The organism is Rhizobium ecuadorense (genome assembly GCF_001187535.1).
In the GTDB taxonomy this organism is placed as follows: Bacteria; Pseudomonadota; Alphaproteobacteria; order Rhizobiales; family Rhizobiaceae; genus Rhizobium; species Rhizobium ecuadorense.
Genome location: NZ_LFIO01001267.1, coordinates 129823 through 152631 on the forward strand (window position 1 = coordinate 129823; position 22809 = coordinate 152631).

24 protein-coding genes and 1 pseudogene are annotated in these 22809 nt (G+C 62.7%); 12 read left to right on the forward strand and 13 right to left on the reverse strand.

Annotated features, from left to right (window positions below; translation table 11 throughout):
• Positions 1–83: 83 nt before the first annotated feature.
• Positions 84–272 (forward strand): annotated as a pseudogene (locus AF337_RS26810) (hypothetical protein); the annotation flags it as partial.
• Between the two features lie 81 nt (positions 273–353).
• Here the strand turns inward: AF337_RS26810 and AF337_RS26815 are convergent.
• Positions 354–824, reverse strand: coding sequence for a GNAT family N-acetyltransferase (locus AF337_RS26815; RefSeq protein WP_049734510.1), 471 nt, complete (start codon positions 822–824; stop codon positions 354–356).
• 162 nt (positions 825–986) lie between these two features.
• Here AF337_RS26815 and AF337_RS26820 point away from each other — a divergent pair, with 162 nt between their 5' ends.
• The 4 genes from AF337_RS26820 to AF337_RS26835 all read left to right on the forward strand — a co-directional run bounded on the left by AF337_RS26820 (position 987) and on the right by AF337_RS26835 (position 3522).
• Positions 987–1964 carry a phosphodiester glycosidase family protein gene (locus AF337_RS26820; RefSeq protein WP_049734511.1) on the forward strand — a complete coding sequence of 326 codons (978 nt, stop codon included), beginning with the start codon at positions 987–989 and terminating at the stop codon, positions 1962–1964.
• A 162-nt stretch (positions 1965–2126) separates the two neighbouring features.
• The gene (locus AF337_RS26825) at positions 2127–2777 is read left to right on the forward strand and encodes a glutathione S-transferase family protein (RefSeq protein WP_049734588.1); all 651 of its coding nucleotides are present in this window, start codon (positions 2127–2129) and stop codon (positions 2775–2777) included.
• Positions 2778–2860: 83 nt separating this feature from the next.
• Positions 2861–3115 carry a type II toxin-antitoxin system Phd/YefM family antitoxin gene (locus tag AF337_RS26830; RefSeq protein WP_049734512.1) on the forward strand — a complete coding sequence of 85 codons (255 nt, stop codon included), beginning with the start codon at positions 2861–2863 and terminating at the stop codon, positions 3113–3115.
• Positions 3115–3522: a type II toxin-antitoxin system VapC family toxin gene (locus AF337_RS26835; RefSeq protein ID WP_049734513.1), complete on the forward strand. Its 408-nt coding sequence runs from the start codon at positions 3115–3117 to the stop codon at positions 3520–3522. Before AF337_RS26830 ends, AF337_RS26835 begins: the two co-directional genes overlap by 1 nt.
• A gap of 46 nt (positions 3523–3568) precedes the next feature.
• Here AF337_RS26835 and AF337_RS26840 read toward each other — a convergent pair whose 3' ends face one another.
• Complete coding sequence (locus tag AF337_RS26840; RefSeq protein WP_049734514.1) at positions 3569–4189, reverse strand: glutathione S-transferase family protein; 621 nt, start codon at positions 4187–4189, stop codon at positions 3569–3571.
• A 332-nt stretch (positions 4190–4521) separates the two neighbouring features.
• Complete coding sequence (locus tag AF337_RS26845; RefSeq protein WP_049734589.1) at positions 4522–4878, reverse strand: NUDIX hydrolase; 357 nt, start codon at positions 4876–4878, stop codon at positions 4522–4524.
• 128 nt (positions 4879–5006) lie between these two features.
• Between AF337_RS26845 and AF337_RS26850 the strand changes: the two genes are divergently transcribed.
• Entirely contained in the window at positions 5007–5762 is a 756-nt protein-coding gene (locus AF337_RS26850; protein ID WP_049734515.1) for a DeoR/GlpR family DNA-binding transcription regulator, read from the forward strand.
• Here the strand turns inward: AF337_RS26850 and AF337_RS26855 are convergent, their stop codons facing one another.
• Positions 5763–6770: an asparaginase gene (locus tag AF337_RS26855; protein ID WP_049734516.1), complete on the reverse strand. Its 1008-nt coding sequence runs from the start codon at positions 6768–6770 to the stop codon at positions 5763–5765. It lies immediately after the preceding gene.
• A 705-nt stretch (positions 6771–7475) separates the two neighbouring features.
• On the opposite strand from AF337_RS26855, the gene AF337_RS26865 reads away from it, so the two are divergent.
• Positions 7476–8687 carry an MFS transporter gene (locus AF337_RS26865; RefSeq protein ID WP_049734517.1) on the forward strand — a complete coding sequence of 404 codons (1212 nt, stop codon included), beginning with the start codon at positions 7476–7478 and terminating at the stop codon, positions 8685–8687.
• Positions 8688–8710: 23 nt separating this feature from the next.
• On the opposite strand, the gene AF337_RS26870 is transcribed toward AF337_RS26865, so the two are convergent.
• On the reverse strand, positions 8711–9334 hold the full coding sequence (locus tag AF337_RS26870; protein ID WP_049734518.1) for a helix-turn-helix transcriptional regulator: 624 nt from the start codon (positions 9332–9334) through the stop codon (positions 8711–8713).
• Between the two features lie 102 nt (positions 9335–9436).
• Here AF337_RS26870 and AF337_RS26875 point away from each other — a divergent pair, with 102 nt between their 5' ends.
• Complete coding sequence (locus AF337_RS26875) at positions 9437–10864, forward strand: MFS transporter (RefSeq protein WP_049734519.1); 1428 nt, start codon at positions 9437–9439, stop codon at positions 10862–10864.
• Positions 10865–11024: 160 nt separating this feature from the next.
• Here the strand turns inward: AF337_RS26875 and AF337_RS26880 are convergent, their stop codons facing one another.
• The 5 genes from AF337_RS26880 to AF337_RS26900 all read right to left on the reverse strand — a co-directional run bounded on the left by AF337_RS26880 (position 11025) and on the right by AF337_RS26900 (position 16016).
• Complete coding sequence (locus AF337_RS26880; RefSeq protein WP_049734520.1) at positions 11025–11804, reverse strand: class I SAM-dependent methyltransferase; 780 nt, start codon at positions 11802–11804, stop codon at positions 11025–11027.
• Between the two features lie 161 nt (positions 11805–11965).
• Entirely contained in the window at positions 11966–12961 is a 996-nt protein-coding gene (locus AF337_RS26885; protein WP_049734521.1) for an NAD(P)H-quinone oxidoreductase, read from the reverse strand.
• A gap of 123 nt (positions 12962–13084) precedes the next feature.
• Positions 13085–14908, reverse strand: coding sequence for a GGDEF domain-containing protein (locus AF337_RS26890; protein ID WP_049734591.1), 1824 nt, complete (start codon positions 14906–14908; stop codon positions 13085–13087).
• Positions 14909–15065: 157 nt separating this feature from the next.
• Positions 15066–15308, reverse strand: coding sequence for a ribbon-helix-helix domain-containing protein (locus AF337_RS26895; protein WP_049734522.1), 243 nt, complete (start codon positions 15306–15308; stop codon positions 15066–15068).
• 162 nt (positions 15309–15470) lie between these two features.
• Positions 15471–16016, reverse strand: a complete 546-nt coding sequence (locus AF337_RS26900; RefSeq protein ID WP_049734523.1) for an HdeD family acid-resistance protein — start codon at positions 16014–16016, stop codon at positions 15471–15473.
• A 157-nt stretch (positions 16017–16173) separates the two neighbouring features.
• On the opposite strand from AF337_RS26900, the gene betI reads away from it, so the two are divergent.
• The 3 genes from betI to betA all read left to right on the forward strand — a co-directional run bounded on the left by betI (position 16174) and on the right by betA (position 20125).
• Positions 16174–16812, forward strand: a complete 639-nt coding sequence (gene betI, locus AF337_RS26905; RefSeq protein WP_152971205.1) for a transcriptional regulator BetI — start codon at positions 16174–16176, stop codon at positions 16810–16812.
• Entirely contained in the window at positions 16809–18272 is a 1464-nt protein-coding gene (betB, locus tag AF337_RS26910; protein WP_049734524.1) for a betaine-aldehyde dehydrogenase, read from the forward strand. Before betI ends, betB begins: the two co-directional genes overlap by 4 nt.
• Positions 18273–18475: 203 nt before the next feature.
• Complete coding sequence (gene betA / locus AF337_RS26915; RefSeq protein WP_049734525.1) at positions 18476–20125, forward strand: choline dehydrogenase; 1650 nt, start codon at positions 18476–18478, stop codon at positions 20123–20125.
• An 11-nt stretch (positions 20126–20136) separates the two neighbouring features.
• Here the strand turns inward: betA and AF337_RS26920 are convergent, their stop codons facing one another.
• From AF337_RS26920 to AF337_RS26930, 3 genes are all read right to left on the reverse strand, one after another.
• Positions 20137–20610, reverse strand: coding sequence for a DUF6644 family protein (locus AF337_RS26920; RefSeq protein ID WP_049734526.1), 474 nt, complete (start codon positions 20608–20610; stop codon positions 20137–20139).
• 18 nt (positions 20611–20628) lie between these two features.
• Positions 20629–21015: a DUF6152 family protein gene (locus AF337_RS26925; RefSeq protein ID WP_049734527.1), complete on the reverse strand. Its 387-nt coding sequence runs from the start codon at positions 21013–21015 to the stop codon at positions 20629–20631.
• 115 nt (positions 21016–21130) lie between these two features.
• Positions 21131–21577, reverse strand: a complete 447-nt coding sequence (locus tag AF337_RS26930; RefSeq protein WP_049734528.1) for an RrF2 family transcriptional regulator — start codon at positions 21575–21577, stop codon at positions 21131–21133.
• A 419-nt stretch (positions 21578–21996) separates the two neighbouring features.
• Between AF337_RS26930 and AF337_RS26935 the strand changes: the two genes are divergently transcribed.
• Positions 21997–22755, forward strand: coding sequence for a phosphoadenylyl-sulfate reductase (locus AF337_RS26935; protein ID WP_049734529.1), 759 nt, complete (start codon positions 21997–21999; stop codon positions 22753–22755).
• The last annotated feature ends 54 nt before the right edge of the window (positions 22756–22809 follow it).

Here is a 22809-nt window from a genome sequence, read left to right on the forward strand (position 1 = left end):
TCTCAATTGAAAATCCGCTTGGTGGAGCAGACATTATAGCCTGCGGTCACGATCCCATACTGTTGGAGAAAGCGAGGCATACCATGTCGTTGCTGAAGTTTTTCTTGAAGCCTGCCCATGCCATGGGCGACGCGGACACTGCCCTGGCCTGGAAGGACGATCCGCTGCGGCATCCCGAAGTCGAGCGCATGTCGATGCGGGAAATTGCCGATCTGCCGCTCGGAACGGAGACCGGCCTTGCCACCGAGGCCAAACCGCCGCTGGCGAAATGCGTGACGGTGCGCGCCGTTTCAGCCGGCCTTAAAGCGCGTCGCATCACTCGTTGACGCGACGCGTTCTCTGGGCGACTTGCCTCAGTCGATCGATGCCTGCCAGCAAATCAACGGACCGTCTTCCGGATCGATACGCTCCCCCGTTTGGACGAAGCCGTTGCGCTCAAGGACACGCTGCGAGGCGATGTTTTCCACGCCGGTATCGGCCGAAACGAGCCTCACGCGCGGATCCTTCCGGGCCCATGCGAGCAATTCTCCGATAGCGCGGGTGACGTATCCACGCCGCTCGCGGCTCGGAGCAATCCCATAGCCGATATGGATTGCGCCGTTCTCCGGCACACGGATGATGGAGCACAGTCCGACGATTTCGCCCTCCTCGACCATCATCCAGGCGGACGGGGCAAACGCCGCGCCGACCTCGGCTGCAATCCTCGCCAGCATCTCCAGTACCTCAGGCGGCGCGATGGCGCTATCGGGAACCAGCCGCAGATTTTGCGGGGCGAAGCCTTTCAGCAAGGTGGCGAAATCATCGGCAGTCAGTTCGACGATCATGTTTTTCTCGGGGTTCGGGAGGCGCGTCGGCTTCGGCGGATGAGGGTGTTTGCGGGCCGGCCGTAGAAAAACCGCACTTGGCACTTGCATTCGCGCGACGTCACGTCAACCCGGCGTCGCAAACCTACCCATTTGAGCCCCATTTGAGCAAAGAGATTTTCAATGTCAGCAATTCGCAAGACCCTATTCGGACTCGTCGCAATTTTAACGGTCGCGGTTGCCGTCGGTGCCGGCTGGCTCTGGCAGGTCGCGGGTGCTTACGGTTTCAACACTGTCTTGCGGCGCGGCGGGACCTATTGGACCACTATGAAACCTGACGACGAGCGCCTTTCCGCCTCCATGCGATTGGCGTTGAACACGGTGATCCCAGCGGTTCAGCCCGGGCCGCTGACCTGGCAGGAGCCGGAGGCGGGTTTCGAGGTGGCGGAACTGCCAGTTCTTGCCGACGGCCGCGAAGTCGACCGCATTTTTCTCAGCAGAATTGACCCGGCCCGCTTTCGATTCGTCACCCGCAATGCCGCTGCCGGCGATACCGGCATCGACGAATGGGAAAAGGCTTTGCCCAACGCGGTGCTCATCGTCAACGGCAGCTACTACGACATGCACGGCAGGCCCGACACGCCATTCATCAGCGAGGGCGTTGCGATGGGTCCCCAGCAATATGATGCCAAGGCCGGCGCCTTCGTTGCCGATCAAAACGCTGCCGACATCCGTGACCTTACCCGTCAAGACTGGCAGGCCGCCTTTGCCGGCGCGTCGAACGCCATGGTCTCCTATCCCCTGCTCATCGGCGATGACGGGCAGACCCATGTGAACGTGAAAAGCCGCTGGCTCGCCAACCGCACCTTTGTCGCCAAGGACGCGCTGGGGCGTATCGTCATCGGCACGACAAAGGAAGCATTCTTTTCGCTCGACCGGCTGGCAGAGTTTCTGAAGACCTCGCCGCTCAATCTCAAGGTCGCGCTCAATCTCGACGGCGGCCCTATCGCCTGCCGGAGCGTTCGGCTGAATGGCTATCGGCAAAAATTCTACGCTAGATGGGAGGCCCAGGTGGACGACGACAGCGTAAACCTGCTCCGCTGGCCGATTTCCGAGGCCAACTGGGCCATGCCGATGGTGCTGACGGTCGAGCGGAAGTGAGTGGGCCTCATGACCTCCGCAGAAACGAAGTCGCGCGGCTTGCCACGCTGCATATTATCGCGAGCATCGATGTCGGAATCGCCTTTCGCCAGCCGTCTTCAAGCCACAGTATAAATCCCTGGATCGGCATCGATCCAAGGATAAAATCATATGGAGGACGCGATGACGATTACCATTACCGCCTTTGAACGCTCGCCCGATCGCGGCCGGGGTCTGGCGCGCGACATGCGCGTTCGCTGGGCGCTCGAGGAAGTGGGTGAGCCCTACGAGGTTCGTCTCGTTTCGTTCAAGGCGATGAAGGAACCCGCGCATCTCACGCTTCATCCTTTCGGGCAGATTCCGACCTATGAAGACGGCGATCTCGCTCTGTTCGAGTCCGGCGCGATCGTGTTCCATATCGCCGAACGCCATGCGGGTCTGCTGCCTGCGGATGCGAATGCCCGCGCGCGCGCTGTCGCCTGGATGTTTGCCGCGCTCAATACGGTGGAGCCATCGATCTTCGAGCGCAGCCTCGCCACGATCCTCGAGCGCGACGAGCCCTGGTACGAGCAGCGCCTGCGGCGCCTCGAGGACAGCATCCGCAAACGGCTGGGCGGCCTTTCCGCGCGCCTTGGCGACGCCGACTGGCTCGATGGTGCGTTCAGCGCCGGTGACTTGCTGATGGTGACGGTGCTGCGCAGGGCGCAGGGAGCGGGTCTCTTGGAGGACTATCCGAATCTTGCCGCCTATGTCGCCCGCGGCGAGGCGCGGCCGGCCTACAAACGGGCTTTCGCCGCTCAACTGGCAGTGTTCACCGCCGCATCGGGCGACTGACAAAGGTTTGTTTCGAGCATGGTCCCATTGACCCATCCCGCTTCCCCGCCTACATATCTAGACAGTCTAGCTAGGAGCGAAAGATGGAATGGCAGCTGCAGGAGGCCAAGAACAAGTTTTCGAAAGTCGTGCAGAAGGCGCGAGATGAAGGACCGCAGGTGGTGACGCTCCGCGGCGAGCGGACGGCTGTCGTGCTGTCCGCCCGCGACTATGACGCCCTGCGCGCCGGCCGGCCGTCGCTGGTCGACGACCTGCTCGGCGGCCCCACCTGGGACGACGAGCTTGCCGATGCGGTCGAAGCGCGCGTTGCGACGCCAAGCCGCAACGTGACCTTCTGATGTATCTGGTCGACACCAATATCGTTTCGGAGGCGCGACGCGGCACGCCGCAGGCAGTTTCCTGGTTGCGCTCCGTCGATCCGCTGAGCATTCATCTGAGCGCCTTGACCCTTGGCGAGATCATGCGCGGCATTGCTCTCAAACAGAGGTCGGACCCGAAGGCCGCCGCCCACCTCGCCGAGTGGCTACGCAAGCTGCGCCACGACCATGGCGCCCGCATCCTGCCGGTGACCGATCAGATCGCCGTGGAATGGGGCCGCATCGCCGCGATCCGGCCACGCGGCGATATCGACGGGCTGATCGCAGCGACCGCGATCGTCCATGATCTGATCGTCGTCACCCGCAATGTCGGCGATTTCAACGACACCGGCGCATCGGTGATCGATCCTTGGGAGATACCGGCATGAACTCCGCAGCCCCTACGCCCCAAACCGCACCGGGTATGCCAGCCTATCAGCCCCGATCATAGGCCACCGCCCGCTGGACGGCGGGGCGCTGCAGCATGCGGGCATGGTGGTCGCTCACCTCTACGAAGCGGGCGGGATCGACGCCGTCGGAGGGCAGCCAGTCGGTCATGACGAAGAGATAGGGATCGGCAAGCGAATAGGTCTCACCCATCACCCACGGACCCTTGAACATCGTCTCTTCGATCAGGGTGAAGCAATCCGCCATGTTTTGCGGCACCTTGGCCTTCATCGCCTCGATCACCGCCGGATCGTCGGACCAGCGGGAGCCGCGCGGGCGATGGGCATGGTTCACATGCACGGTCGAGCAGAGATAGCTGCTGAAGGACTGCAGCCGCGCCATTTCGAAGGCATCGCCGAGCGGCGCCAGTTTGGCGGCCGGCGCGCTTTCCGCGATAAAACCGAGGATCGCCGGCGTTTCCGTCAGCACGCCGCGATCGGTGACCAGTGCGGGCACACGGCCCTTCGGGTTGATCTTCAAATAGTCCGGCGAGCGCTGTTCGCCATTGGCGAAGCTGAGCTTTCGCGTTTCGAAGGCGAGGCCTGATTCCTCAAGGGCAATAAGGCTTGCGAGCGCGCAGGTTCCCGGCGCGTAGTACAAAGTCAGCATGGTGGTCCACTCCCTTTCGGCCGCTGGTATAGCGCAGGGATGGGTGCGCCGGAACTGGGGAGATGGCGTTTTGTCTCTGCGTGGCGGGGACGAGGAGCAATGATCGGCGTGCCGTGCGGCCCCCTCATCCGACCCTTCGGGCCACCTTCTCCCCGAGGGGAGAAGGGATATTAGGCAGCGCCCCACTCCCTCTCAAAGCGCCTATCGTGGAAACCGGGAAACCAGCTTGCTCTCTCTTCTCCCCAGCGGGGAGAAGGTGGCCCGAAGGGTCGGTTGAGGGGGTGAGCGGCCTAGCCGCGAATGCGCTGAGCGCAAGCGAAGGGCAAAGCCCTTCAACCGCAGCCCGGCACGTCTTCCAGCCGGTGCCAGACCGGGATGCCGCGTTCCCTGGCGATGCGCACGTCATTGTCCGCCCCCTTGGAATCGCCGGCCAAGCGCAGCACGCCTTCGCAAAGCTGCAGCAGCCGGCCGGCGACCGGGTGGAAGATCTCCTCGTAGAGGGTATCGCCGACCGACTTGCCGCCGGCGGCGTGCCAGATCGGCAGGGCCACCCATTCGCCGATCATCGGCACGTGGCCGGCGGCAAACAGCGCGTGCGAAGGCTGCTCCAGCCGCTTCAGATTGGCGGTCATCTTTTCCGGGTCGTCGCCGGTTCCCGACCTGTAAGGGCCGGCAATCAATATCAACATCATCCACTCCATCGCTGAGCATTCCCGGCTTCATGCACGGGATTTCGTGAAAATGCACGGAATTTCTTGAATGTCGAGTCTGTTCGTGCAATATCGGGCCATTATGTTTAACTTCGTGCAGAGAGCTCATGCTGACGTCACAACGCAAAACCCTCATCCTCGACATATTGCGCCGTGACGGCCAGGTGATCGCCAAACGCGTCGCCGAGGATTTTTCCCTTTCGGAAGACACGATCCGGCGCGATTTGAGGGAAATGGCGGCGGAGGGGCTGTTGAAACGTGTGCATGGGGGCGCGATGCCGCTTTCTCCCGATCTGCCCGATTTCACCGCACGCCGCAGCGTCGCCTCAGAGATCAAGGCGCGGCTGGGGGCTGCGGCGGCGGCGATGATCAAGCCGGGGCAGATGATCTTTCTCGACGGCGGCACGACGACGGCGGAGATCGCCCGGCGCTTGCCGCGCGACATGCCGCTGACGGTTGCGACCCACAGCCCGACGATCGCCGCCGAACTCGAGCACCACCCGACAGCCGAGGTGATCCTGACCGGCGGACGGCTCTACAAACATTCGATGGTGGCAACGGGTGCCGCCGCGGCAGCGGCGATCTCGCAGCTGCGCCCCGATCTGTTCTTCCTCGGCGTCACGGCGGCGCATCCGGTGCACGGGCTTTCCACCGGCGATTTCGAGGAAGCGGCGATCAAGCGGCATATCGCCCGCTGTTCGGCCGAAACCCATGCGCTGCTGACGCAGGAAAAGTTCGATCTCGTCTCGCCCTGCCCGGTGCTTGCGATTTCCGAAGTAGCGGGGATGATCGTGCCGGCGGAGATGCCGGCAGAACGGCTGAAACCCTATCGCGACCTCAATGTCGCGATCGCCGCGGCATAGTCACTCAGTCAGGGCCGAGGTGACCCTGATATCGCCGACATGGATGCCGTTCCAATTGCGCATCGAGGTTGCGGCAAAGGCCGTCAGGGCGGCATGAGCCTCGTCTTCGGTCTCGAAGAAGCGGGCGAGCGTGGCGGCGACCATGGCTTCGGCGGCACGGGTGGCGCCATCCTCGCATTTCAGCGCGATGGCGATGCCCTTTTCCGGGATCGCGGCGCAGAAGACGCCCTCGGCGCCGGTTTTGACGAAGATGCGGCCGGGGGCGATCTGCATCAGTTTCGTGCAGACGCGGCCGGAGCCGGCGACATAAAAGGGTTCGGCCATGCAGGCCTCGATCAGCCGGCGGGATGCCCTGGCGCGCAAGGGCTCCAGACCGGTGCCGGTCGCCATTTTGGCAAAACCGTGGGCAAGGCTCCTGAGCGGCACGGCATAGGTAGGGATCGAGCAGCCGTCGGTGCCGCAGCTCTCGGCGCCGAGCACGGCACCGGTCAGGCTTTCCATCGTTGCGCGGATCTCGACCTGCAGCGGGTGCTGATAGCCGACATAGCCTTTCGGATCGATATCCTGGTGGCAGCAGGCGCAGATGAAGCCGGCATGTTTTCCCGAGCAATTGTTGTGCAGCGCGGTCGGCGCATCGAGCGTGCGGGCCTGGTGGATCAGGACCTTCTGGTTCATCGACCAATGGGCGCCGCATTCCAGCGCTTCGCCATTGCGGCCGGCCCGCGCCAGCATGGAGGCCGCAAGCGCCACATGCTCGTCCTCGCCATTATGCGAGGCGCAGGCCAGCGCCAGCTCCTTATCGCCGAAACCATAGGCGTCGGCCGCACCGCTCTCGACCAGCGGCAGCGCCTGCATCGCCTTGCAGGCCGAACGCGGGAAAACGGCGGCGTCGATGTCGCCGAGCGAGAAAACGAGCTTACCGTCGCCGTCGACGACCGCCACCGCGCCGCGATGGCGACTTTCGACGAGCAGGCCACGGGTAACTTCAACGGTGACGGGATTGGTCATGGGCTCTCTTCCGGGTGCTGGCGGGATGCGGCAGGCATAGCGTGTCAGGGCGCGAAAGCCAACGGGGTTTAGGCTTTGCCGGAGTGTCGCAACGGCGTGCGCGGACGGCGGGTTTGGCGGAAACACACCGCCAGTCTCCGTCATCCCAGGCCTTGAGCCTGGGACCATGGTCGCAGTTGATGGAGACGGCGTGGATCCTCGGGTCAAGCCCGAGGAGGACGGAGGGTGGGGTGGGCTTCTGGAGCAAGTACCGCGACAGATGGCGTAATGGGAGATTAGTTGCGTCCCCTGCCGCGCTCAGACCGGCCTTGAAGTTGGATGCCTTGAGACGATATCCTGCAACACAGTTCGCATTCGCAGGAATCGTTTTGCAATCAGGCCTATCCATTTCAGAGTCCATATTGTGGGTATTTTTCACGGTCGCCTCTCTCAGCCTGGCGTGCTGGTTGGCGCGCTGGCCCAAAAGGACAAGCGTTGGAATCATCCTTGGAGCACTTCTGGGGTTGGTCTTGATGTCCATTGCCTCAGTCCTGGTCGGCTTCCTCGCAAATGTTCTGCCCCTCGGCCAAATCGACTTCTGGCTCTCCAATTTGACAGCGCAGATCTGAAGCGGCAACCATCACAGGAATTGACCGCGCCGATCGAAAACTATCGTTTCTCTGATGTACCCGATCCAGCTAAAGGAGGTGCATCAGGAACCGCCCCATGTCATCCACCTTTTCCTTGATCCTGCGCGATAAGCGGATCCGCATTCCGGCCGTGACGCTCGTCGCGCTCGCCTTTACCTATGCCTCGACCGCGCCCTATCAGTCGATCATCGGGATCAACGAACTGGGCTTGAGCAACGGCACCTATTCGGCGCTGATCTTCTTCTCGGCGATCGTCAACGTCACCACCAGCCTGACGCTCGGCATCTGGTCCGACAGGCTGAAAGAGCGGCGGCCGCTGGTGCTGGGGCTTTGTGTCGCCGGCATGCTCGGCTTCGGGTCGATCGCGATCTTTCACAGCCCTGCCGTCTTCATCGTCTCGACGCTGTTGCTGGTGCCGATGAGCAACTCCACCTACTCGCTGCTGTTTGCCAGCCTGCGTGCCAGGACCAACCAGATGGATCGCGGCCAGGCGGCGGGAATCACGGCAACGGTGCGGGCGCTGTTTTCCGGTTCCTGGGCGCTGGCGCCGGGGATGATCGGCCTCTATCTCGTCAATTCGCCGTCGATGACGCCGGCCTATGGGATTGCGGCCTTCGCAAGCCTGACCTGTTTCTGCCTGTATTTTTTCTTTGCGCCCGGAAACGGCACGGCCGGTCCCTCCCCCGATCAGCCCGGGTTCCTGGCGTCGCTGAAGCGGATCTTCATGCCGTATGTCTTGGTCCGTGTCATCGTCATGGCGCTGCTGTTCGGGCTGCAGCGGTTAAACAGCATGCTCCTGCCGCTGATCATCACCCATGCGGCTGACGGAAGCGTGGTCGACGTCGGCTTCATCGCCGGGCTGACGGCCTTTCTCGAAATGCCGTTCATGGTGATGTGGGGCATGGCGCAGCGGCGGTTCCGCACCGTGCATGTGCTCGCCTTCGGCGCGCTGATCTATTGCTGCTATCTACTGCTGCTCGGATTTGCCTCGGCACCCTGGCACATCTATGCGCTGCTTCTCCTCAACGCCTGCGGGGCGGCGGCGATCCTCAGCGTGCCGATCACCTATCTGCAGGACCTGATCGCAGACCGGCCGGGGCTCGGAACTTCGCTGATCTCGCTCAATACCTTCATCGGCACCGGCATCGCCGCCGGGTTGTTCGCCTTCGGCACTGCGATCACCGATTATTCCGGAACCGCCTTCGTCGGCGCTGCCGCCGGTCTCGCGTCGATCGGGGTCTTGCTCTATCTCGAAAGCGCGCGGCGGCAGGCGCGGCAGCCGGCCTGACGGCCGCTTGCGAGCGGTATCGTTCAACGCGGCGTGATGCGATAGGCGCAGCGGCGGGCGCCCAAGAGGATGTGTTCGCTGCGCTCGACGTCGGCGCCGAGAGCGGCGCGGAAGGTTTCGAGTTCGGAGCGGCAAAAGCCGGCGCAGGCAGAAGCGGCTGCGCAGATCGGGCAGTGGTTTTCAACCAGCATGAAGGAGCCGTCCGCCTCCTGCCAGTGATCGGCCATATAGCCCTCGCGGGTGCGGATGGCGGCAAGGCCTGCGACACGCGCGGCAAGGTCGCCGGCATTTTCCAGTTCCTGCCGATAACGCTGCAGCGTCTCGGCCTCGCGGGCGGAGATGACGGTGTCAAGGGCTGTGGGTCCGAGCTGTTCGGTGAGAGTGACGAGCAGGTTTGCCGTCAGTTCGGCATGGCCGTCCGGGAATTGCCGGTTGCCCGCGGCAGTCAGGTGCCAGAGCTGACGCGGCCGGCCCCTGCCCGTGGTCCCGACGGTGACCGGCTCCACCAGCCCCTGCTCCGCCAGCTTGGCGAGCTGCTGGCGGGCGGCCTCGCCCGAAATGCCGAGCGCATCGCCGATCGCGGCGCCGAGCTGCGGTCCGTCGGTCTTTATCAGGATCAGGATGCGGTTGGCGGGCGACTGGCGCATATTTTTCCAAGTCACGTCTTGTTTTAATCGGGGTGGCATGTAATTTTCCAACTTATAACTTGGAAAATAATCCTTCGCCAGCAAAAACATCGAGATCGTCCCATGTCGGATATCGACCAGACTGCAACCGTTCCCAATGCCAGCTCCCTCCTTCGCCTCTTCCTGCCCGAGCATCTGCCGGCAACGTTGATCCTTGCCGGCGGCGTGACGCTTTATGCGGTGGAGACTTACATCATGGCGACGATCGCGCCTTCGATCGTGCGCGACATCGGCGGGCTCGCACTGTTTTCCTGGGTCACCAGCCTGTTCGTCGCCGCCGCCGTGCTCGGCTCGATCTTCGTCGCCATGCGGCCGCGGGGGATCGGGCTTCGCGCCGTCTATGTGATCGCAGCGCTGGTCTTCGGCGTCGGCAGCCTGATTGCCGCAGCCGCGCCGTCGATGCCGATGGTGTTGGTCGGACGCGCGGTGCAGGGTCTCGGCACCGGGGCGCTGGCAGCGCTTGGTTATGCCTTCATCCGCTTCGTCTATCCCGAGCCGCTATGGACGAAGGCGTCGACGCTCTATGCGGCGATCTGGGGTGTGTCGACCGTCATCGGGCCGACGCTTGGCGGCTTCTTCTCCTCCGGCAGCAACTGGCGTTATGCCTTCATTGTGCTGGTGCCGCTCGGCCTGGCGATGGCGGTGCTGGCGCCACGGCTGCTGCCTGAGGTCGAAGACGACCGCGAGCAGGCGAAAACGCCAATTGCCCAGATCGGGCTGCTGCTCGGCGCCGTGCTGATGGTCAGCACCGCCGGCACGATCGAGACCACGGCTGCGAAAATCGCTTTGATCGCGGCCTCGGTCGCCGCGGTCGGCGGCATGCTTTTCATCGAGAGCCGAAGCCCCAACCGGCTGCTGCCCTCCGGCGCGGTCAGCCTTTCCCGGCCGATTGCACGGGTGTACCTGATCATGCTTGCGATGACCGTCGTGCTCGTCAGCGACGTCTTCATTCCCTATTTCCTGCAGGTGCTGCACGGGGTGACGCCGCTTGTCTCGGGTTATCTGGTGGCGCTCGTCGCCCTCGGCTGGACGTTTTCGGCTTTCCTCAGCGGCTCGCTGACCGGCGGCCGCGCGCGGGCGGCCATCGTCGCCGGGGCGCTGATCGAAGCGTCCGCGACCCTTTCGCTGGCGGTCTTTCTCGCGCGCGACAATCCGCAGGCGCATATCCTCTTCATCGTGCCAGCGGCTACGGCCATGTTCATGATGGGTTTCGGCGTCGGGCTCGGCTGGGCGCATCTCGTCGCCATGGTCCTGACGCTCGTCGCCGACAGCGAGCAGGACAAGGCGTCCTCGGCGATCCCGACGATGAGCTCGCTCGGCGGCGCTTTCGGCGCGGCCTTTGCCGGCCTCATCGCCAATGGCGCCGGCCTCGTCGATCCGGGCGGCGTTGCCGGCAGCATCTCGGCGGCCTACTGGCTCTATGCCGCAATGGCGCTGCCCGGCTTCGTCGCGATTGCGGCGGCGATGACGCTGAGAGACGGCCGAAATTAAAAAAGGCGCCTCGGTTCGAGGCGCCTTTCACGCTTGAACGCAGAACCTAAAGCGCGCCGCATCAAACCTGATTCATGCAACGCGCTTTAGCTCATTGTTTTATGCATGTCGTTATCCCGGAACCGCTGCACACTTCCGGCAACATGCATTAGTCGTACTCTCAGGCAACGTTGCGGTCCGGTTCCGGCTCCTGCTGGACGGCCTGCTGCTTTACGCCGAGATAAAGGACGGAGTTGCGGCCGATGCCATAGGTATCGCAGACCTCGGGTGTCAGGAATTCGGTAACCGGAATTTGCTGGACCCCCAAACCGGCGCGACGGATCACATCGATGAACCCGGACTTTGAGAAGAGACGCACATGGTCGTCCTGGCCGAAATGCGCCCAGCGGCCTTCCGGCGTCGTCACGTTGGGATCTTCATGGGTGTCCTCGATCGACAGGCAGATCGGTGCCATCAGGATGGCGACACTGTCCCGCTTGAGAACACGCCGGATTTCGGCGTTGGCACGCACCGGATCCTCGACATGTTCGAGCACATGGGAGCAAAGCACGAAGTCGAAGCTCTCGTCTGCATAGGGCAGGTTGTGAATATCAGCCTTGTCGTCTGCCTCGGGCAAATACATGTCGCAGCTGCGGTAGAAGACATGTGGGTGGGTCTTGAGCCAGAAGGTCAAGGCCCGGCCCGGCGCAATGTCCAGGAAGCGGACGGCCTGCGCCTGATCGAGGCGCTGGAACACCGGCGTCAGGAACAGCGCGAAGAGCCTGTCGCGATCGGTCGAATGACAATTGGGGCAGCTATAGGCCTGATGGTTGATCGTCTCGAATTCATCGACGCGATAGGGAAACCCGTGCTCGACCGCCTTGTCGATGTAGTAGCGCGGAAGCGGTACGAAATGCGGAATTCTGCTGCGGCAGATGGGGCAGGCGTGGAATAGGGCCATTGTATTCCTCGTAGGGACCGTACAACGCGCAAGCAACACCACATCAAGATGCGCAGTTTCGGGGCCGGGTTTCGATCAGACAACTGTTCAACGACCCCGGAGACTCACAAACAACCAAGATCGGCTTCACCTTGCACATGAATGCTGGTCTGAAGCTGACCTCAGAGGGTGAGCATGATCTTGCCGATATGGCTGCCGTCCTCCATCAGCCGGTGCGCCGCGACGACCTCTTCGAAGGCAAAGACCTTGTGGATGACCGGAGCGACGGTGCCAGCCTCCAAAAGCGGCCAGACCTCGGAGAGAAGATCGTCGCGGATGGCGCGTTTTTCCTCCGCCGTGCGCGGGCGCATGGTGGAGCCGGTCACCGTCAGGCGCTTGACCATGATCGGCGAGAGGTTGACCTTTTCGGCAACGGCCCCGCCGAGGAAGGCGATGATCGACAGGCAGCCGTCTTTTCCAAGCGAGGCGAGATTGCGCTCGAAATAGGCCGCACCGATCATGTCGAGGATGATATCGACGCCCTGGCCGGTCTCGGCCTTGATCACCTCGGCGAAATCCTCGCTGCGGTAATTGATCGCGCGCTTGGCGCCAAGCCTTTCGCAGGCCTCGCATTTCTCGCTCGAGCCTGCCGTCGCATAGACCTCGGCGCCGAAGGCGCGGGCGAGCTGGATCGCCGTCGTGCCGATGCCGCTCGTGCCGCCATGGATCAGCACCCTCTCGCCTTCCGTCAGCCCGGCCATCTGAAAGAGATTGGCCCAGACGGTGAAGAAGGTTTCGGGAAGAGCCGCGGCCTTGACCGCATCATAACCCTTGGGAAAGGGCAGGATCTGGCCGGCCGGCAGCAGGCAATATTCGGCATAGGCGCCGCCATTGGCCAGGCCGCAGACCTTGTCGCCGATGCCGTAGCCACTGACGCCAGGGCCAATCGCAACGATTTCGCCAGACAGTTCCAGGCCGAGGATCGGGCTCGCATCCTTGGGCGCGGGATAGCTGCCCTGGCGCTGGGCGACATCGGGACGGTTGACACCGATCGCCTCGGCGCGCACCAGAACCTGACCTTCGCCCGGGACAGGCAGCGCCTGTCTGCCAATCGTCATCACGTCAGCTGCCCCGAAGGACGGCAGATCGACGAAACGCATTTCCTGAGGCAGTGACATTTCCCGAGGCAGTGACATGGCGCGACCCTCCCTGATCGGAGCAATGAAATAAGTCAGCCCCGCGGGCTTGGGAAGGCTTGATGTGGCAAGGGCGTCAATTCGCCTCGCCCACCCTTTGCGCGGCTAAAGGGACGCGCTGCGCTGCAGGAGATGGAAGACGAGACCTTCGTCGCTCTCCTTGGCGGCCGACTTGATGACGGCGATCTCGGCACTGACCCGGTTGATATCGTCGATAACAAGACCTTCCGGCAGTTCGATGACGCCGATCGAGCAGCGCATCAGCGGAAACAGAGCTTCGGCGCCGCTGCGGTCGTGGCCGAGGATGCGGCCGGCGGCGCGATGTTCGTCGGAATAGAGATCGAGCACATCGTCGTGAAAATCGCTGATCAGCCGGTCGAGAATCTCGGTCAGTTCCTCCTTCGTCCAGCCGACGACGCCGATGAAGAAATCATCACCGCCGACATGGCCGAGAAAGTGCCGCTCAGCGAAGAAATAGCGGCGCATCAGCGCGGCAAACAGCGAGATCGCGTGATCGCCGAGATGGAAGCCATAGGCATCGTTGAACGGCTTGAAATTGTCGAAATCGCAATAGCAGAAGTGGCGAACCTCATCGCCGTCGCGGCCGGACTGGCGCATGAAATCGCGGATGGCGCGATTACCAGGCAGGCCGGTCAGCGGGTTCTGATCCTGGGCAGTTTTCAGCTGCTTCTCGTTGATCACCTTGATCAGCGAGGCGGCGGAGACGACGCCGGCATAGCGCATATTGTCGGTCAGGATCAGGCAGTTGCTGCCTTCCATATTGGCGAAGATCGCCATCAAATGCTCGGCGTCGCTGTCGAGGCCGACGATCGGCGCCATCTCGACGAAATGCGAGATGCTGCGCTCATACATCTTGTTCTTCAGCAGATCGCGGCCGAAGGGCTGGTAGATATATTCCTTGAGATGCTGCTCGTGAATGATGCCGCGCGGCTCGCTATTGGCGTTGAGCACAGGAAAGAAGGCCTGGCGCGGGTTGCGGCGGAAGAGTTCGAAGACGCTGTCGATGCTGTCGTTCTCGTACACCGCCGGCAGGAGTTCGATCTGCTTGCGGATAAGGATCTCGTCGAGCGACTGGCTGCCGCGCTTGGTCTTTCCGAGTTCCTGCAGATGCGGGAACGACGGCGCCAGTTCCGACATGTGAGTCGTCGGGCGGGAGATGAACCAGCCCTGGACGAGGTCGACGCCATATTCGCGGCAGGCGATGAATTCGGCCTCGGTCTCGATGCCTTCGGCAATGACGCGGGTGCCGAGCACATGAGCGATGTTGACGATGCTCTTCAAGAGATGGCGCTTGCGCGGGCTGCGGTCGATCTCGGCAACGAAATGGCGGTCGATCTTCAGATAATCGACAGAATGATCGCAAAGCAGCTTCATCTCGCCGTGACCGACGCCGAAATCATCGATCGCCAGCTTGAAACCGGCCTTGCGCAGCTTCGAAACAAGGGCCGCAAATTCCGGCACGCTGGTATTGTCGAAGCGTTCGGAGAATTCGAAACAGACTGAGGACGGCGGAATATTGGCCTTCCGCAAGTGCTGCAGCAGGTTCTCGACCAGGCGTTCGCCATGCGGGATCAGCCGGACATCGAGATTGAGGAACAGTGTCGAGGTGGAGAAATTCGACAGCGTCGCAAATTTGGCGAGCGCGCGGCTAGCGAGCATCTGCTCGAACTGCAGCAGTTGGCCGGCCTGATGGGCCTCGTCGAGAATGTCGACCGGCGTGTCGTAACCGATGCGCTCCTGGCCGCGCATCAGGGATTCGTAACCGAAAACCGTGCCGGTTCCGGCCTCGACGATCGGCTGGAAAGCATTCTCGACCACGAGCTTGGCAAGCGTGACGATCTGATCGCTGGCATAGCGGCGCAGGACGCCGGGCTCGACGGTGGCCGCCAGGGAAGTCCCGCTCTTCATGTGGCTGATCTCCACTGCGACGTGTTCTTTTTCATCCGGAACATGCCGCGGAAGGATCAATGAACCCTTTCGCCAATATGAAAGTTTTGTGAAAGACGCAGGCCGTCGCCACGCGCTCCGCGTTTATCCGAATTCTAAATTACAATCAGGCGCTTATTCAAGCTGAACGACGGCGCTGTGCCTCATGATCGGCGAACATGTCGGCGACGCATCTGCCGCCGGATGGCGTGTCCTCGTCGTCGAGGACATCGTCGCGGAATTCGTTGAGCTTGCGGGCGGCATCCCAGAGGCGCAGCGCCTCGCGGACGACCTCGCTGCTCGAGGCATAACCGCCATTATCGACGGCGGCGCGGATGCCCGCTGCCTGTTGCGGAGAGATGGAAACGGTGACCATCGGCATGAACTTCCTCCCTTTTTTATTCAGGCAGAACCCTGCCTTTGGGGGACGCATGACCATTTGCGGCGATCGTACACAGGACCACCCGCTTTTGGCGAGCGGTCCATACCCCTTAAGTCTAATCCCCTGTCATGCCCTTGTCAAAATAGGCGTATCAAAAAGGTTTCAACTGCGGATGCCGAGGCCGAAGGCGATCATGGTCGAGCCCTGGACGATGAGATCGGCGGCCAGGAACAGGCCGAGGACCCAGAGGCTGTTGACCGGCCAGCCGAGCGCGATGACGAAGCCGGCCAGCGCTGTCATGACGCCGCTGGCCGCGATCCAGCGCCAGCCCCTCAGCGGCCGCATCCGCATCCCGACCCAGAGACGGAAAATGCCGGCAACGAGCAGCGCAATGGCCAGAAACAGCGTCAAGGCCGCCGAGGTGAAGATGGGATTGATGAAGGCGCAGATGCCGGCAAGCAGGTAAAGCACGCCGCTCAGAGCCCAGAAGAGCACTTGATCCCAACGGCGCACCTGAAACGCATGGACGAGATAGATGACGCCGCCTGCCAGCATGAGCATGCCGACATAAAAGACCGAAGCGACGGTCGCCATCAACAGATTGCTGAGAGCGATGATGCCACAGATAAGAAGCAGCACGCCGAGGCCGAGGAACCAGACCCATTTCGACCGAAGCGGTCCGGGCATTTCGTTGAAGACGCTGGTCATGGCACACCTCCTGATCAACTTCGAATATGTTGCGCTCGTTTCTGCGGAAAAGATCTGCGCGAAATCAATTCGGCCAATATTTTTGTTGATTGATCAGTCAATCAAAAATATCCTTATCGAAAATTCGTGAGGAGTTGGCGTTTTGCCGAAAGTCGGAATGGAGCCAGTGCGCCGCAAGGCGCTTGTCGATGCGGCGCTGCGGGTGATCGGCGATCACGGCTCGCTTGGTGTCACCATGTCCGATATCGCCCGCCAGGCCGGCGTCTCCCCTGCTCTCGCGCATCACTATTTCGGCAGCAAGGAACAGTTGTTGATCGAGACGATCCGCTCGCTTCTGCGGCAGCTGCGCCATGATACGGTGGCGGCGCTGAAGGCGGCGCGCACACCGCGTGCCCGGCTTTCGGCCGTCATCCGTGTCAACTTCCACGCCGACCAGTTCGCGCCCGACACGATCGCCGCCTGGCTTGCCTTTTATGCCGAAGCGCAGCGCTCGGAGGAAACGCGGCGCTTCCTGGTGATCTATGCCCGGCGGCTGCGCTCCAACCTGCTTGCCGATCTCAAGGCGCTGCTGCCGGCCGACGCCGCAGAACGCATCGCCGAGGGCGCTGCGGCGATGATCGACGGGCTGTATATCAGGCAAAGTCTGAAATCGGCGCCGATCGGCATCGAAGCCTCGATCGCGCTGACGGAGGATTATGTGAACGCGCTTCTGGCCGCCACCTCCCCTTCCCTTCCCTTGGACACCCCAGGGGAGAAGGGAAAACCATATCGCACCACCCAAGGACAAATGACATGAAAGCCCAACCGAAAGCCTCGCACTTCATCGACGGCGAATATGTCGAGGACACAGACGGGGCCGTCATCGAGAGCCTCTATCCGGCGACCGGCGAAGTGATCGCCCGACTGCATGCGGCAACGCCTGCAATCGTCGAGAAGGCGATCGCCGCGGCCAAACGCGCCCAGCCGGAATGGGCGGCGATGAGCCCGATGGCACGCGGGCGCATCCTCAAGCGCGCCGCCGAGATCATGCGCGAGCGGAACCGGGCGTTGTCCGAACTGGAAACGCTCGATACCGGCAAGCCGATCCAGGAGACGATCGTCGCCGACCCGACCTCGGGCGCCGACGCATTCGAATTCTTCGGCGGCGCAGCACCCGCAGGGCTCAACGGTTCGCATATCCCGCTCGGCCAGGATTTTGCCTATACCAAGCGTGTCCCTCTCGGCGTCTGCGTCGGCATCGGCGCCTGGAATTATCCGCAGCAGATCGCCTGCTGGAAAAGTGCGCCGGCGCTGATCTGCGGCAACGCCATGGTCTTCAAGCCCTCGGAAAACACCCCGCTCGGCGCCTTGAAGATCGCCGAGATCCTGCATGAGGCGGGGCTGCCGAAGGGGCTCTTCAACGTTATCCAGGGCGACCGCGACACCGGGCCGCTGCTGGTCAACCATCCCGATGTCGCCAAGGTCTCGCTGACCGGTTCGGTGCCGACCGGGCGCCGGGTGGCGGCCGCCGCCGCCGGCAGCCTCAAGCATGTGACGATGGAACTCGGCGGCAAGTCGCCGTTGATCGTCTTCGACGACGCCGATCTCGACTCGGCGGTCGGCGGGGCGATGCTCGGCAATTTCTATTCCACCGGCCAGGTCTGCTCGAACGGCACCCGCGTCTTCGTGCAGAAGGCTGTTAAGACCGAATTCCTGAGGCGGCTGAAGGCGCGCACCGAAGCGATGCTGATCGGCGACCCGATGGATGAGGCAACGCAGATCGGCCCGATGGTTTCCTGGGCGCAGCGCGAGAAGGTGGTCGCCTATATCGAAAAGGGCAAGGCCGAGGGCGCAACGCTTGTCGCCGGCGGCGGTATTCCCAACAACGTTTCCGGCGAAGGCTATTACGTGCAGCCGACGGTGTTTGCCGACGTCACCGACGACATGACCATCGCCCGCGAAGAAATCTTCGGGCCTGTCATGTCCGTGCTCGATTTCGACGATGAAGACGAAGTCATCACACGCGCCAATGCCAGCGAATTCGGCCTGTCTGGCGGCGTCTTCACCGCCGACATCACCCGCGCCCACCGCGTCGTCGATCGGCTGGAGGCCGGCACGCTCTGGATCAACACCTATAATCTCTGCCCGGTCGAGATCCCCTTCGGCGGCTCGAAACAATCCGGCTTCGGCCGCGAGAATTCGCTGGCGGCGCTGGAGCATTATTCCGAGCTGAAGACGATTTACGTCGGCATGGGGCCGGTGCAAGCGCCTTATTGAACGGCGCAAGACGCGGCCCCTCACCCTAACCCTCTCCCCGCTCGCGGGGAGAGGGGACGTGGCAAACGGGGCGGTCAAGAATGCCGAAACGGTGCGGCATATCCCTTCTCCCCGCGAGCGGGGAGAAGGTGGCGGCAGCCGGATGAGGGGCAGGCGCGGCGAACAAACAGCCGGCCGAAGGGCAAATCGAGAAAGACAGAACCATGCAAGCAGATTTCGTCATCATCGGCTCGGGCTCGGCGGGGTCCGCGCTTGCCTATCGCCTCTCCGAAGACGGCAAGAATAGCGTTCTCGTCATCGAGGCGGGCGGCAGCGATTTCGGGCCGTTCATCCAGATGCCGGCAGCGCTTGCCTGGCCGATGAGCATGAAGCGCTATAACTGGGGTTATCTCTCCGAGCCGGAACCCAACCTCAACAACCGGCGCATCACCGCACCGCGCGGCAAGGTGATCGGCGGCTCCTCCTCGATCAACGGCATGGTCTATGTGCGCGGCCATGCGGAGGATTTCAACCGCTGGGAGGAGCTTGGCGCCGGCGGCTGGGCCTATGCCGACGTTCTCCCCTATTTCAAGCGGATGGAGCATTCGCATGGCGGCGAGGAGGGCTGGCGCGGCACCGAAGGGCCGCTGCATGTCCAGCGCGGCGGCTTCACCAATCCGCTGTTTCGCGCCTTCGTCGAGGCCGGCAAACAGGCGGGCTTCGAGACGACGGAGGATTATAACGGCAGCAAGCAGGAAGGCTTCGGGCTGATGGAGCAGACCATCTTTTCCGGCCGCCGCTGGTCTGCTGCCAACGCCTATCTGAAACCGGCGCTGAAGCGGAAGAATGTCGAGATCGTCTACGGTTTCGCGCGCAAGGTGATAATCGAGAACGGCCGGGCGACGGGCGTCGAAATCGAACGCGGCGGCAGGACGGAGGTGGTCAAGGCCAATCGCGAGGTGATCGTCTCGGCCTCCTCCTTCAATTCGCCGAAGCTGCTGATGCTGTCGGGCATCGGACCGGCCGAGCATCTGAAGGAGATGGGCATCGAGGTGAAGGCCGATCGGCCGGGTGTCGGCGCCAACCTGCAGGACCATATGGAATTCTACTTCCAGCAGGTGAGCACCAAGCCGGTATCGCTCTATTCCTGGCTGCCGTGGTTCTGGCAGGGGGTGGCGGGGGCGCAATGGCTGCTGTCGAAGGGCGGGCTCGGCGCCTCGAATCAATTCGAAGCCTGCGCCTTCCTGCGCTCCGCGCCGGGGCTGAAGCAGCCCGACATCCAGTATCATTTCCTGCCGGTGGCCATCAGCTATGACGGCAAGGCGGCGGCCAAAAGCCACGGCTTCCAGGTGCATGTCGGCTACAACCTGTCGAAATCGCGCGGCAGCGTGACGCTGCGTTCGGCCGATCCCAAGGCCGATCCGGTGCTGCGCTTCAACTATATGAGCCATGCCGAGGACTGGGAGAAATTCCGCCACTGCGTGCGCCTCACCCGCGAACTCTTCGGGCAAGCGGCCTTCGACCACTATCGCGGGGCGGAGATCCAGCCCGGAGAGGGCGTGCAGAGCGACGAAGAGATCGACGCCTTCCTGCGCGAGCATCTGGAAAGCGCCTATCATCCCTGCGGCACCTGCAAGATGGGCGCCAAGGACGATCCGATGGCGGTGGTCGATCCGCAGACCCGGGTGATCGGCGTCGAGGCCCTGCGCGTCGCCGACAGCTCGATCTTCCCGCACGTCACCTACGGCAACCTCAACGGCCCGTCGATCATGACCGGCGAGAAGGCCGCCGACCACATCCTCGGCAAACAGCCGCTGGCGCGCTCGAACCAGGAGCCATGGGTCAATCCAAGGGCGGCGGTCAGCGATCGGTGATTTAGCGGCCCTCAAAGAAATCCGATCCACCGCCCGGCAACCACGGCGGCGATCCAGATTGCCGCCGATAGGGCGGCGGCGAGGCGCAAGCCGGGCCGGACGATTCCTGTTGAAACCAGCGTTTCCCAGCCTTGCCCCAGATGAACCGTCAGCAGGTTGAGCAGGCCGAGCCCGATCAGGCAAAGCTTGGCGAGGAAGGCGGGATTGGCGGCATATTCGACCGCCCGGACGCTGAAGAGGCAGAAGCCGGTGAGAATGGCGGCGGCCAGGCCGACGGCCGCGGAGCGGGAGAGGAACGGCGCGATGATCTCCGCCGGCACCTTGCGGAAGAAGCCGGCGAGCCTCAGATCAAGCGGCAGAATGGCGCCGACGAGCAGGCCGATCGCCAGGATATGGCCGGTATTGACGAACATGTAGAGTGTTGCGGAGCGCCGGAGCGCGACCGCCGGTGCGGTGGCCGACAGCCATTCGAGAATGTCGATCACAGCTCGGCTCGCCCTCAGTCAGTTCGTCCGGATGCGATCCGGATAGATATCGTAGCGCTTCTCGCCGATGGTGATGCGCACCGCCTTCATCCGCTTCTCCTGCGGATCCTGCGACCGGTTTCCGAGTGCCGTCACCTGGTCGCCGGGCTTTGCGACGCCTTCGACGAAGCCCGAGCGTTCCGTCTGGCGCGGATTGCCGAGTTCGACACGCCACAGGCCGTCATCGGCGGTCGCGACATCGAGGGTCGGATGCGGGCCGCCCATCGAGATCTTCTCTATGGTGCCGCGCAGCTCGATCTGGTCCGCCTCGGCCCAGGACCAGCCGTGATGAGCGGCAGCGCCTGTGGCAAGGGCAGCCGACAGACCGACGACAGCCAGCACATGCTTTGTCGAAAGTGCAAACATGGTTGTTCTCCCTATCCCAATGGACAGGCAGGTGGAGCACCGCACCAGCGAAAAAAGGCGTTTCACCAAATGTTGAAGGAAGACAGATCCCTCGGCTCTCCCCGAAGTCCGATGCTCAGGCGAGCAGTCGGGTGACTTCGGCGCCGTGCCTCGGGCCGACGGCGTCGGCGATGGTGGTGGAGAACAGCACCTTGCGGGTGGCGTCGGCCACCTTGGCGAAGACGTGGCGGATCTGGCAGTTCTGTTCGCCGTCGCAATCGTCGCACTTTCGGTAGGCGGTGATCGACAGGCACGGCAGCGGCGCGATCGGGCCGTCGATGATGCGCAGGATTTCGCCGAAGGTGATGGTGTGGGCGGGCTTCAGCAACAGATAACCCCCCTGCTTGCCGCGGCGGCTGACGACGATGCCGTGATGCTTCAGGTCGAGCAGGATCTGTTCGAGGAATTTTTTCGGGATCTTTTGCTGCGCGGCGATGTCGGAAATCATCACCGGTTCATCGGTATCGGCATCCGCCAGGACCGTCAGCGCCCGCAGCGCATATTTCGCCTTTTGCGTAATCATCTCAGACCATCGACACACAGGCGGCGCGAATCTCCGCGCCGCTACGGAAGTACTTTCGCCTCTATGGCACAACCAGCATGAACGGAATTTGAACGCGCCGGAGAAAGCCTTGAGGAGCAAGTGTTTTCGGCCTTGTTTTTCCCTCTCGGCCAAGCTGTCACAATCTACGCTTAAACCGCTCTCTCCGCACCTTTTTCGGCATCACTTCAGATTTCGGATTGACAGGCCGCGTGTAACTCTACTATTTTTATAGACATACCAGCTGTTCGCGGGGATTTTTATCTCCGGGCGGCTGTTTTTTTGCATTGCGGCAGCTTCGGAGAGATATTTGCTCCTCCGGCCGCAGCTTTCGAAATCCCTTTTTCTGTCCGATCCAGGATTGAACTGCGATACTCCCGTCAACAAAGGACAGGATTCTCATGACTGTTATCAATAGGATTGCGGAAGAAGGGTCGATTGCGCAAGCCGAGGCGCTGAACGAGAAGCTGGCGGGTCTCGACCTGGCCGGGCGCCTGTCGCTGGTCGCGGGCCTTGGCGGCCGCGTGGTGTTCACCACCTCGCTCGGCATCGAGGACCAGGTGATCACCGCCGAGATCGGCACGCATCGCCTGCCGATCGATGTCGCGACGCTGCAGACCGGCCGGCTGTTTGCCGAGACGCTGTCGCTGATCGAAGAGACGGAAAGCCAGTACGACATCCAGATCCAACGCTACGAGCCCGAGAAGGCCGACATCGACGCCTATGCGGCGCAATACGGCCTCAACGGTTTCTACGAGAGCGTCGAAGCACGGCATGCCTGTTGCGGCGTGCGCAAGCTGAAGCCGCTTGCGCGCGCACTCGAAGGTGCGACGATCTGGATCACCGGCCTGCGCCGCGGCCAATCGGCCAACCGCGCCGAAACGCCGTTTGCCGAGTATGACGCCGAACGGCACCTCTTGAAGGTCAATCCGCTCGCCGATTGGGACCTGGAGGCGATCAAGGCCTTCGTTTCCGACAATGGCGTGCCGGTCAATCCGCTGCATGCCCGCGGCTATCCCTCGATCGGCTGCGAGCCCTGCACCCGGGCGATCAAGCCCGGCGAGCCGGAACGCGCCGGCCGCTGGTGGTGGGAGCAGGACGAGACGCGCGAATGCGGCCTGCATGTCGCCGAAGAGGCCTCAGTGATCGCCGCACAATAATCCACTTCACGGCTTACCCGATCAGGGCGCGGCGATCGCCGCAGCCTTGGGGAA

Bases quoted from the DNA above. Each gene is read 5' to 3' on its own strand.
- AF337_RS26830 (WP_049734512.1), top strand. From the start codon at position 2,861: ATGGAATGGCAGCTGCAGGAGGCCAAGAACAAGTTTTCGAAAGTCGTG.
- betA (WP_049734525.1), top strand. From the start codon at position 18,476: ATGCAAGCAGATTTCGTCATCATCGGCTCGGGCTCGGCGGGGTCCGCG.
- AF337_RS26820 (WP_049734511.1), top strand. From the start codon at position 987: ATGTCAGCAATTCGCAAGACCCTATTCGGACTCGTCGCAATTTTAACG.
- AF337_RS26840 (WP_049734514.1), bottom strand. From the start codon at position 4,189: ATGCTGACTTTGTACTACGCGCCGGGAACCTGCGCGCTCGCAAGCCTT.
- AF337_RS26865 (WP_049734517.1), top strand. From the start codon at position 7,476: ATGTCATCCACCTTTTCCTTGATCCTGCGCGATAAGCGGATCCGCATT.
- AF337_RS26885 (WP_049734521.1), bottom strand. From the start codon at position 12,961: ATGTCACTGCCTCAGGAAATGCGTTTCGTCGATCTGCCGTCCTTCGGG.
- AF337_RS26925 (WP_049734527.1), bottom strand. From the start codon at position 21,015: ATGTTTGCACTTTCGACAAAGCATGTGCTGGCTGTCGTCGGTCTGTCG.
- AF337_RS26835 (WP_049734513.1), top strand. From the start codon at position 3,115: ATGTATCTGGTCGACACCAATATCGTTTCGGAGGCGCGACGCGGCACG.
- AF337_RS26890 (WP_049734591.1), bottom strand. From the start codon at position 14,908: ATGAAGAGCGGGACTTCCCTGGCGGCCACCGTCGAGCCCGGCGTCCTG.
- AF337_RS26900 (WP_049734523.1), bottom strand. From the start codon at position 16,016: ATGACCAGCGTCTTCAACGAAATGCCCGGACCGCTTCGGTCGAAATGG.
- AF337_RS26875 (WP_049734519.1), top strand. From the start codon at position 9,437: ATGTCGGATATCGACCAGACTGCAACCGTTCCCAATGCCAGCTCCCTC.
- AF337_RS26855 (WP_049734516.1), bottom strand. From the start codon at position 6,770: ATGACCAATCCCGTCACCGTTGAAGTTACCCGTGGCCTGCTCGTCGAA.
- AF337_RS26930 (WP_049734528.1), bottom strand. From the start codon at position 21,577: ATGATTACGCAAAAGGCGAAATATGCGCTGCGGGCGCTGACGGTCCTG.
- AF337_RS26870 (WP_049734518.1), bottom strand. From the start codon at position 9,334: ATGCGCCAGTCGCCCGCCAACCGCATCCTGATCCTGATAAAGACCGAC.
- AF337_RS26815 (WP_049734510.1), bottom strand. From the start codon at position 824: ATGATCGTCGAACTGACTGCCGATGATTTCGCCACCTTGCTGAAAGGC.
- betB (WP_049734524.1), top strand. From the start codon at position 16,809: ATGAAAGCCCAACCGAAAGCCTCGCACTTCATCGACGGCGAATATGTC.
- AF337_RS26850 (WP_049734515.1), top strand. From the start codon at position 5,007: ATGCTGACGTCACAACGCAAAACCCTCATCCTCGACATATTGCGCCGT.
- AF337_RS26845 (WP_049734589.1), bottom strand. From the start codon at position 4,878: ATGTTGATATTGATTGCCGGCCCTTACAGGTCGGGAACCGGCGACGAC.
- betI (WP_152971205.1), top strand. From the start codon at position 16,174: ATGGAGCCAGTGCGCCGCAAGGCGCTTGTCGATGCGGCGCTGCGGGTG.
- AF337_RS26880 (WP_049734520.1), bottom strand. From the start codon at position 11,804: ATGGCCCTATTCCACGCCTGCCCCATCTGCCGCAGCAGAATTCCGCAT.
- AF337_RS26825 (WP_049734588.1), top strand. From the start codon at position 2,127: ATGACGATTACCATTACCGCCTTTGAACGCTCGCCCGATCGCGGCCGG.
- AF337_RS26935 (WP_049734529.1), top strand. From the start codon at position 21,997: ATGACTGTTATCAATAGGATTGCGGAAGAAGGGTCGATTGCGCAAGCC.
- AF337_RS26895 (WP_049734522.1), bottom strand. From the start codon at position 15,308: ATGCCGATGGTCACCGTTTCCATCTCTCCGCAACAGGCAGCGGGCATC.